At 70.7% G+C, this 7,911-nt stretch carries 9 protein-coding genes and 1 pseudogene; 8 read left to right on the top strand and 2 right to left on the bottom strand.

Annotated elements, in window-relative coordinates:
* Positions 1-15: 15 nt before the first annotated feature.
* Positions 16-1,437 carry an MFS transporter gene (locus FV222_RS11980; protein ID WP_147814387.1) on the bottom strand — a complete coding sequence of 474 codons (1,422 nt, stop codon included), beginning with the start codon at positions 1,435-1,437 and terminating at the stop codon, positions 16-18.
* Between the two features lie 265 nt (positions 1,438-1,702).
* On the opposite strand from FV222_RS11980, the gene FV222_RS11975 reads away from it, so the two are divergent.
* The 7 genes from FV222_RS11975 to FV222_RS11945 all read left to right on the top strand — a co-directional run bounded on the left by FV222_RS11975 (position 1,703) and on the right by FV222_RS11945 (position 6,944).
* Positions 1,703-2,584 (top strand): DUF3313 domain-containing protein, encoded by an 882-nt coding sequence (locus tag FV222_RS11975; RefSeq protein WP_147764321.1) that lies wholly within the window; start codon positions 1,703-1,705, stop codon positions 2,582-2,584.
* Between the two features lie 181 nt (positions 2,585-2,765).
* Complete coding sequence (gene guaB / locus FV222_RS11970) at positions 2,766-4,259, top strand: IMP dehydrogenase (RefSeq protein ID WP_147752281.1); 1,494 nt, start codon at positions 2,766-2,768, stop codon at positions 4,257-4,259.
* A gap of 83 nt (positions 4,260-4,342) precedes the next feature.
* Positions 4,343-4,588 (top strand): hypothetical protein, encoded by a 246-nt coding sequence (locus tag FV222_RS11965; RefSeq protein ID WP_147764320.1) that lies wholly within the window; start codon positions 4,343-4,345, stop codon positions 4,586-4,588.
* Positions 4,585-5,019, top strand: coding sequence for a type II toxin-antitoxin system VapC family toxin (locus FV222_RS11960; RefSeq protein ID WP_147764319.1), 435 nt, complete (start codon positions 4,585-4,587; stop codon positions 5,017-5,019). The genes FV222_RS11965 and FV222_RS11960 overlap by 4 nt, the downstream gene beginning before the upstream one ends.
* A 106-nt stretch (positions 5,020-5,125) precedes the next feature.
* Entirely contained in the window at positions 5,126-6,076 is a 951-nt protein-coding gene (gene panE / locus FV222_RS11955) for a 2-dehydropantoate 2-reductase (RefSeq protein ID WP_147764318.1), read from the top strand.
* Positions 6,077-6,337: 261 nt separating this feature from the next.
* Positions 6,338-6,622, top strand: a complete 285-nt coding sequence (locus FV222_RS11950) for a ribbon-helix-helix protein, CopG family (protein ID WP_147764317.1) — start codon at positions 6,338-6,340, stop codon at positions 6,620-6,622.
* Positions 6,615-6,944, top strand: coding sequence for a type II toxin-antitoxin system RelE/ParE family toxin (locus FV222_RS11945; protein ID WP_147814385.1), 330 nt, complete (start codon positions 6,615-6,617; stop codon positions 6,942-6,944). Before FV222_RS11950 ends, FV222_RS11945 begins: the two co-directional genes overlap by 8 nt.
* Positions 6,945-7,010: 66 nt before the next feature.
* On the opposite strand, the gene FV222_RS29575 is transcribed toward FV222_RS11945, so the two are convergent.
* Positions 7,011-7,181, bottom strand: a complete 171-nt coding sequence (locus FV222_RS29575; RefSeq protein WP_187273620.1) for a hypothetical protein — start codon at positions 7,179-7,181, stop codon at positions 7,011-7,013.
* A gap of 202 nt (positions 7,182-7,383) precedes the next feature.
* On the opposite strand from FV222_RS29575, the pseudogene FV222_RS11940 reads away from it, so the two are divergent.
* Positions 7,384-7,911, top strand: a pseudogene (locus tag FV222_RS11940) (MFS transporter); the annotation flags it as partial.

The raw sequence follows: 7,911 nt of genomic DNA, 5'->3' as shown, positions 1-7,911 counted from the left end.
GGGTGGGGCCACGGCCTATTGCCGGCCCGGCGCGGCCGTCGGCGCGGTGCGCGCGATCATCCGGCCGGAGACCTCGGCGCCGGCATCCGGTGCGAGCTGCCGGAAGGGGAAGACCGAGGCGGCCGAGATCAGCGCGACGGCCAGGAACGCCGGGCCGAAATCCGCGGCCGCGATCGCGCTGCGGCCGTGCCACGCGGCGGCCCCTTCCAGCGCAAGCGCGCCCAGCGTCACGCCGAGGCTCAGCGAGATCTGCTGTGCGACGCTGGCGAGGCTCGTGCCCGCGCTCATCTCGGCCTTCTCGAGGTCGGCGTAGGCGATGGCGTTGACGCAGGTGAACTGGAGCGAGCGCAGGCAGCCGCCGAGGAACAGGATGCCGAGCATCAGCCCATGCGGCGTGCTCGCGGTGTAGAGGCCGTTCACCGCGAGGAAGAACGCGGCGAACACCGCGTTGCAGACCATGACCGGTCGGAAGCCGTAGCGTCGCAGGATGCGGGGGCCGACCGTCTTCACGAACATCGCCCCGGCGGCGGCCGAGAACGTGATCAGCCCCGATTGCAGCGGATCGAGCCCGAACCCGACCTGCAGCATCAGCGGCAGCAGGAACGGAATCGCCCCGGTGCCGATGCGGAACAGGCTGCCGCCGATCACCGCGATGCGGAAAGTCGGGTGGCGCATCAGGTCGAGGCGCAGGATCGGATGGGCCATCCGCCGCGAGTGCCCGAAATACAGCGCGAGCAGCACGGCGCCGCCGCCGAGGCTCGCCCAGGTCATCCAGCCCGGCAGCAGGTGCCGCCCGGTGGAGGCGAGACCGAGCATCAGGGCGGCGAGCCCCGGCCCGAGCATCGCGAAGCCGACGAGGTCGAGGGGCGGCCGCTCGGGCTCGCGGACGTCCTCGAAGTACAGCGTCGCGAGCACGATCCCGACGATTCCGATCGGGATGTTGATGAAGAAGATCCAGCGCCAGTCGAGATAGGTGGTGATCAGGCCGCCGAGCGGCGGACCCATGATCGGGCCGATCAGGGCCGGAACCGTCAGGTAGGCGAGCGCCGAGACCAGCTCGGCCTTCGGCACGCTGCGCAGGATCACGAGGCGGCCGACCGGCACCATCATCGCGCCGCCCAGACCCTGCAGGAACCGGGCGGCGACGAAGCCGGCGAGCCCGTTGGAGACCGCGCAGGCGACCGAGCCTGCCATGAACACCGCGATCGCCGCGCGGAACACGGTGCGCGAGCCGTAGCGGTCGGCCATCCAGCCGCTGATCGGGATGAAGATCGCCAAACTCACCAGATAGGCGGTGAGCGCGAGCTTCAAGGCGATCGGATCCTCGCCGAGGCTCTGCGCGATGGTGGGAAGCGCCGTGGCGATCACCGTGGAGTCGGTGTTCTCCATGAACAAGGCGGTGGCGACGACGAGGGGGACGATCTGGGATGCGCGCATCGGGCCGGAGGAAGGTTCGGGGCGCCCTGCCTCGTGGCGTCGGCGGGGCGTGCGCTGCAGCGCTTGACACGGGATGTGCGCCCGGTCGATCCGTGGCGGATCGGCCACGCTTTGTTTCTGAACATGGCTGAACGCGGCCTCGACCCTTCCGAGACGGGGGGATCGGCCTTAAGCTTTACGGTAACGATGCCGAGCTTCCGCGCGGTGCCCCGACGTTCGTCGGCGGCGCCCGGGACGCCGCGGCGAGACCCGCGAAAGTGCCAGGATGCTTCGTCCATCGACCCTGCCCCGATCGGTGACGCGGCTCGCCGCCGCGTCTGCGGTGATGTGTGCGCTCGGCGCCTGCGGCACCGTCCTCCTCAACGACGTCGGCTCGCTCTCCCGATATGACCGCCTCCGGGCCAGCACCGAGGCCTCGACCACGGCGCGCCTCTACGCCGACGCCGGGGCGCTCGCCCGGACCAAGACCGTCCGGATCATCCCGACGCAGTTTCCCGCCAACGTTGCGGGCGCCGTCGGCATCGGCGAGGCCGAGCGCCGGCTCGTGGCGAACAACGCCGACCGCGCGCTCTGCTACGAGCTGTCGCTGCGCTACGACGTGGTGTCGAGCCGCAACGCCGACTTGACGGTGCGCGCGCAGGTGACCCGCGTCGACCCGACCGACCTGCTCGGCGCGGGCGCCACCATCGGCACCTCCGCCGCCGTCACCGTGGCGGGGCAGGTCGGCATCGGCTTCGCCGAGGGGCTCGGGCGCATCCCGATCCCGCGCGTGCCGATCGGCCTCGGGAGCCTCACCGTCGAGGCCGAGGCGCTCGACCGCCGCCACGAGCAGCGGGCGGCGATGGTGTGGGGCGGGGCAGCGAACTCGTTCACGAGCCAGCCGCGCTACTCGCGGATCAGCGACGCCTACGACCTCGCCGGCGACTTCGGCCAGGATTTCGGCTTCTACCTCGCCACCGGCGAAGACCCGTTCAAGGCGCCGCTCACCCTGCCGACCTGGAACCGCGTCCGCGTGACCACCCTGGGCGAGGCGCCGCTGGACCCGGATTGCGAGGCGTTCGGCCGGGCGCCCGGCGTCGACGGCATCCTCACCGACTACATCGGCCTGCCGCCGGACTATTCCGACAAGGGGCCGCGCACCCGCTGACGGGCAGGGGCGTCCCGGACGCCATGCGGCGGACGCAACCGGCCCACGCGGCGTTTATCCCGCACCGCGCGGGGTTGCCGCCTTTGCGGGCACCGCACCGCATGATACTGGCCCGTGCCAACCCGCTCCATGCCGCGCTCGACCTTCGGTCGCCCCGGCAGCCCTCCAGGACCGTTGGCTCATGGCCCGTATCAGCTCCGCTTCGATCATCGAGGGCCTGACCTTCGACGACGTCCTCCTGCGCCCGGCCGCCTCCTCGGTGATGCCGACCGAGGTCAACGTCGCGACGCAGCTGACGCGCACCATCAGCCTCAACCTGCCGATCGTAGCCTCGGCCATGGACACCGTCACCGAGGCGCCGATGGCCATCGCCATGGCCCAGAACGGCGGCCTCGGCGTGATCCACCGCAACCTCGAGCCGGCCGAGCAGGCCGAGCAGGTGCGGCTGGTGAAGAAGTACGAATCGGGCATGGTGCTGAACCCGATCACCATCCATCCCGACGAGACCCTGGCCGACGCCTTCGAGGTGATGAAGGTCAACCGCATCTCCGGCATTCCGGTGGTCGAGCGCGGCCCCAACGGCTCGCGCGGCAAGCTCGTGGGCATCCTCACCAACCGCGACGTGCGCTTCGCGACGCACCCGGCCCAGCCCGTCTCCGAGCTGATGACCCGCGACCGGCTGATCACCGTGCGCGAGGGCGTGACGCAGGACGAGGCCAAGCACCTCCTCCACCAGTTCCGGATCGAGAAGCTGCTCGTCGTCGACGACCACTTCCGCTGCATCGGCCTGATCACGGTCAAGGACATCGAGAAGCAGGTCACCTACCCGAAGGCGGTGAAGGACGAGCAGGGCCGCCTCCGGGTGGCGGCGGCCACCACCACCGGCGACCAGGGCTTCGAGCGGGCCGAGCGCCTGATCGACGCCGGCTGCGACGTGATCGTCGTCGACACCGCGCACGGCCACTCGATCAAGGTGCTCGACAGCGTGCGCCGGGTGAAGCAGCTCTCGAACGCCGTGCAGGTCATCGCCGGCAACGTCGCGACCCGCGAGGGCACGCAGGCGCTGATCGACGCAGGCGCGGACGCGGTGAAGGTCGGCATCGGGCCGGGATCGATCTGCACCACCCGCATCGTCGCCGGCGTCGGCGTCCCGCAGCTCACCGCGATCATGGAGGCGGTCGAGGCCGCCCACGACGCCGGCATCCCGGTGATCGCCGACGGCGGCATCAAGTATTCCGGCGACCTCGCCAAGGCGATCGCCGCCGGCGCCTCGGTGGCGATGCTCGGCTCGCTGCTGGCCGGCACGGACGAGGCACCCGGCGAGGTGTTCCTGTACCAGGGTCGCTCCTACAAGAGCTACCGCGGCATGGGCTCGGTCGGTGCGATGGCCCGCGGCTCGGCCGACCGCTATTTCCAGGCCGAGGTCAACGACACACACAAGCTCGTGCCCGAGGGCATCGAGGGGCAGGTGCCGTACAAGGGCCCGGTGGCGGCGGTCTTGCACCAGCTCGCCGGCGGCCTGCGCGCCGCGATGGGCTATGTCGGCGCCCCGACCGTGCCGGACTTCCAGGAGCGGGCGCAGTTCATCCGCATCACCAATGCGGGCCTGCGCGAAAGCCACGTCCACGACGTGACGATCACGCGCGAGAGCCCGAATTACCCCTCGCGGACCTAAGGCTTGGCTGAAACCGGCCGTCCCTTGTTCTTCTCGCCGACCCTTGTGCGATCTCACCGGCAGCGAGGCGCGAAGTTGGGATCGTGGGCGACCTAAATCTGACGATTGTCGATCAGATGCTGATCGCGCTATTGCTCGAGCGAGCGGCCGAAGATGGGCGCGTGCCCGAGGAGATCGCCAAGGACGCCCTCTTCCACGGCCTGATGTGGACGCCGGCAGAGCGCCTCGCACACGCCGATCGCATCCGAGCCGCCTCCCGGGACCCCGCCGACGGCGATCGGCTCGAAGACAGCACGCTGATGATCCGGCGGTTGCGTGACGCAACGTGATCCTCGTCGTTGACGCGAGCGTCATCGTGAAATGGTACATCCGGGAGGAAGGGTCGGACGGCGCCTGTCGCCTTCTGTCCGGACCGGACTTGCTCGTCACACCGACCCATGCGGCCGCCGAGATCGGGCATGTCCTCACGCGCCATGTGCGTGCCGGGGCGCTGCCTCGGGACGAGATGGCCGCGGCGCTCGCAGGGCAGTCCCGCACGGTGTCCGCAATCCCGCTCGGCGTGCTCCATGCCGAAGCGATCGCGGTGGCGGTCGATGCAGGGACCTCGTTCTACGACGCACCCTACGTCGCGGCGGCGGCCGGCTGGAACAGGCACGTCGTCACGGCCGACCTGCGTCTCGTCCGCACGATGTCGGGCACACCGTGGGCCGCGCGGGTCGTCGGCCTCACGGATTGGTCGGCTGAACCTCGGGGTCCATGAGGGCTGAACGCGCGGATCGACGGTGTGTGATCCGAGACGGCCGTTGCGCCGCGCGTTCGGCGCACGCATGGGATCGTCAGGTGAACGCTGCTCGGGAGAAGACGTGATGCGGGTGCTGGTGGTCGGGGCCGGGGCGACCGGTGGCTACTACGGGGCGCGGCTCGCCGAGGCCGGGCGCGATGTGACGTTCCTGGTCCGGCCGGCGCGGGCGAAGAAGCTCGCCGCGAACGGGCTCGTCGTGACGAGCAAGCTCGGCGACCTTCACCTCGCCGCGCCGCGGACGGTGACGGCGGACGCGCTGGCCGAGGCCGGCGGCTTCGATCTCGTGCTGCTCTCGTGCAAGGCCTACGACCTCGACAGCGCCCTCGACGACATCGCCCCCGCGGTGGGGGAGGGCACCGCCATCCTGCCGGTCCTCAATGGGCTGGCCCATCTCGACGCGCTCGACGCGCGCTTCGGCGCACACCGCGTCCTCGGCGGTTCCTGCGCCATCGCGGCGACGCTGGGGCCGGACGGCGAGATCCGCCACATGAGCGACTTCTGCACCCTGACCTACGGCGAGCGCGACGGCACCCGCTCCGAGCGCTGCGCCGCGATCGAGGCGATGATGCAGGGCGCGACGTTCCAGCCGCGCCTGTCGGACAGGATCGTGCTGGAGATGTGGGAGAAGTGGGTGTTCCTCGCCACGCTCGCCGGCGCGACCACGCTGATGCGGGGCGCGATCGGCGACGTCGTCGCGGCCGAGGGCGGCCGGGACTTCATCGCCGGCCTGCACGACGAATGCCTCGCCATCGCCGGCGCGAACGGGTTCGCGCCGCGCGAGAAGGTGGCGACCCAGGCCCGCGCCATGCTGACCGCGGATGGATCGCCGCTGACCGCCTCGATGCTCCGCGACATCGAGGGCGGGGGCCGGATCGAGGCCGACCACGTCGTCGGCGACCTGATCGCCCGCGGGCGCGCGACGGAGCGCAAGCTTCCGCACCTCGAGCGCGTGTTCACCGGCTTGAAGACCTACGAACATCGCCGCGCCCGCGAGACGAGCCAGCCGCGTGTCTAGGCGGTAAGGCGGGGAGACGCGCGAGGATACAGTGCGCCTGTGCAGGCCGCAGCGGCTCGACTTGGCAGACGTGGGCGCTGGCCCGCCTCGGTTACGAGGCGGGCGCTGAGGGTCGTGTCGACAGCGACCCTCTGCGGAACGATGAACGCCATGCCCGCGACCTGTCCGTCACACCAATTCCTGTATCGGAAGGAACATCGCACGCCGCGGTGGGTCGGATTTTATGCTACCATAGTCGGAACGGAACGAAGGCGACCGACCATGCCGCCTGCTGAGAAGATCAGCATCACCATGACGCCGGAGCACCTCCGCGCCGTGCGCGAGAGCGTCGCGGCCGGCGAGTACGCGTCCACCAGCGAAGTCCTTCGCGATGCCGTACGTCTCTGGCAGCGACAGCGCCTTGAGGATGCGGAACGGCTGAACGTGATCCGCGCCCGCGTTCGTCGGTCTCTCGACGACCCGCGTCCGGACCTAACCGGCGAGGACGTGCAGGCAAACCTGGACGCGATGTTCGCCGAGGCCGAAAAAGACGCCTCCCGTGCGTAGGCTGCCGGTCAGCTACCGCGCGGAAGCCTTGGACGACCTGCGTGACATCTTCCGCATGATCCTGCTCGCGAGCCGGAGCGTGCCCACCGCCAGAGGCTTCGTGCAGCCAATCAAGGACCGATGCGAACGCATCGGTGATGCTCCCCATGGCGGCCGTCCCCGCGACGACCTGGAAACCGGCCTGCGGACGGTCCCGTTCGAGCATACGGCCGTGATCGCTTACCGTGCCGAGCCTACCAGCGTGCGGATCACCAACGTGTTCTACGGCGGTCGAGACTTCGAGGCACTATATCGCGGCGCGTCGTCGGAAGACGAGGCCTGAGTGCTATGCGTCGGGCGGTCTTCACGCGCGGCGACATCCGCATCGCGTGAAGACGCAGACGACCGATCAGTAGCGCGGGCCGGGCGGCGGGGGCGGGTTGCCGTATTCGAGCTGCGTCTTCGCATCGAGCGGGCGACGCGGCGGCGGCGTGAGGTCGGGCGCGGCCGGCGCGGTGGAGCAGGCGGCGACCGCCAGCATCAGGATGCCGGCGAGGGTGAGGTGGATCACGGGCGACATGGGTTCATCCGGCCTTCGCGACGCAGGGACGCGTCGCAGCCTGCGGGTCTGGACGCCGATCGCGCCGGAAGCTCGGCCGTATCGTGTCCGCCGCGCGGGCTAAGCGTGGCCGTATCGTGGCGTCGCCGATTTCCTTCGACAGGCGGTGGGCGCCGGGTCTATCGCGCTCGCGACACCTGCTGATCCGCAAGAGGAGACCGTCCTGACTCCAGCCGCCCGCTGCGCCGCCGCCATCGAGGTGCTCGCCGACATCGCCGGCCGCCGACGGCCGGCCGCCGACGCCCTCAAGGATTGGGGCCTCAACCACCGCTTCGCCGGCTCGGGCGACCGCGGCGGCATCGCCAGCCTCGTCTACGACGCCCTGCGGCGACGGTCCTCGGCCGCCTGGATCATGGGCGACGACAGCCCGCGCGCGGTGCTGCTCGGATCGCTGCGGCTGCAGCAGGGCCTCGCCGCCCCCTCGATCGCGGCGCTGTTCAACGGCGAGGGCTTCGCGCCGGAAAAGCTCGCCGAGGACGAGGGCCGGCGCCTGTCGGAGGGCAACCTCGCCGACGCGCCGCCCCACGTCGCGGGCGACGTGCCGGAATGGGTGCTGCCGCAGCTCGAGGCGATCCTCGGCGACGAACTCCTGCCCGAGCTGAAGGCGCTCGCCCGGCGCGCGCCCCTCGACATCCGCGTCAACGCCCTGAAGGGCGACCGCGAGGCGGCGATGCCGGGCCTTGCCCACCAC

This window comes from Methylobacterium sp. WL103 (assembly GCF_008039885.1).
GTDB lineage: Bacteria > Pseudomonadota > Alphaproteobacteria > Rhizobiales > Beijerinckiaceae > Methylobacterium > Methylobacterium cerastii.
This window is presented reverse-complemented; position numbering and strand designations above follow the sequence as displayed.